A 1,232-nucleotide genomic window follows, 5' to 3' on the forward strand; every position below is an offset into this window, starting at 1 on the left:
CATCTGGCCTGTTGTCGTGGTAGTTGAGACTTTGATTATTCTGGAGGGTTGATTCTTTTTCCTGGTACCCGCCTGCCGACCAGAATATCTGCAAGAAGTGATCTCACTGTAAACAATGAGTTCCTTATCATGCTCTGCCAACCATCTCTGAATCAGCCCCGGATGCATCGTGTCAGGATCTGATCCTTTCAGATCGAGAAGGTCCGCTTCAATCACCCTGATCCGATCTGACAAAATCCGTGTCAGCGTGGTTTGGCCCGTCATAATCGCCCATAGCCGTTTGATACGAAGCATTCGTAGCAGTTGCCTTTTTTGTTGCAGGCATTTTTGAACAGGGGCCGGAGCAGGGGTAAGTTCAGGCTGGGGCTCCGGGTCAGGATTCCAGTTGTTTCCGCCGGGTGGCTTGCCTCCATCGTTTCCGTCGGCAGCAACTATGGCGAGCGGTGAAGTGGAAAAGTGCTTCAGGGCTTCAAGGGACATAACCATCTGGTCAATGTGGCGTGTTTGCTTCATGGGCCAAATGGGTAGGGGAGGCAATTGGAGTGACGCAGCAGGACTGTTATTCGGCAGCAGCTTTAGCAAATGGGGAGGGTGTTGCATAAACCCTACCGGATGAGGATTGGGCGGTTCAGGTTCAACCAACTGATTGGCATATAAGAAACGGGCTGGTAGCGAGTTTGAGTCGACTAATCCCATTGCAGGCAGCGACTTCCCAAACATTATGGTCACTGACAGAAGCAGTGATCGGACCATCGGGCAGGCAGTTTTGTTTTTTTGTGAGCGTCCCATAGACTCAGGACCATTGATTGACCTTTGTTATTTGCACCGGAATGTATAGCACCTTCCTGCTCAGCGTGCCATGAACGGAGTTGGTGAAGAAGGTGTTTTTTTAAATGAGCGGGTTTGCTCGAAGGAAGCTTTCATTAAACGACTTATGACATATGATATCTGATGGGTCAGATTGAAGGCATAAGCCCATTAGAAAATACTCCCACACTCATCAAGTAACTCTAATTCCTGACAACTCTGATAAACATCAGGATCAACCACTGATAATAAAGGTTCTCGACTTTTTAACCGCTTTATTTCGCTGCATGCCTGTTGCCTCCATCCCTCGAGTATGTGGTCAGAGATGTCGATTTTGGCTTTTTTAAGGACGGTCACTATATGCATAAGTTCCATTTCATCCCTGTACCCGTCCAGTAATGTCAGTATTTCGATGTCAAAAACTT

2 protein-coding genes are annotated in these 1,232 nt (G+C 47.8%); both read right to left on the minus strand.

Annotated features, from left to right (window positions below; all coding sequences use genetic code 11):
* On the minus strand, nt 1–513 hold a 513-nt coding region (locus tag KDK18_RS13395), incomplete at its 3' end, for a hypothetical protein (RefSeq protein WP_257255433.1).
* Between the two features lie 465 nt (nt 514–978).
* On the minus strand, nt 979–1,232 hold a 254-nt coding region (locus tag KDK18_RS13400; RefSeq protein ID WP_257255434.1), incomplete at its 5' end, for a hypothetical protein.

This window comes from Endozoicomonas sp. SESOKO3 (genome assembly GCF_024606255.1).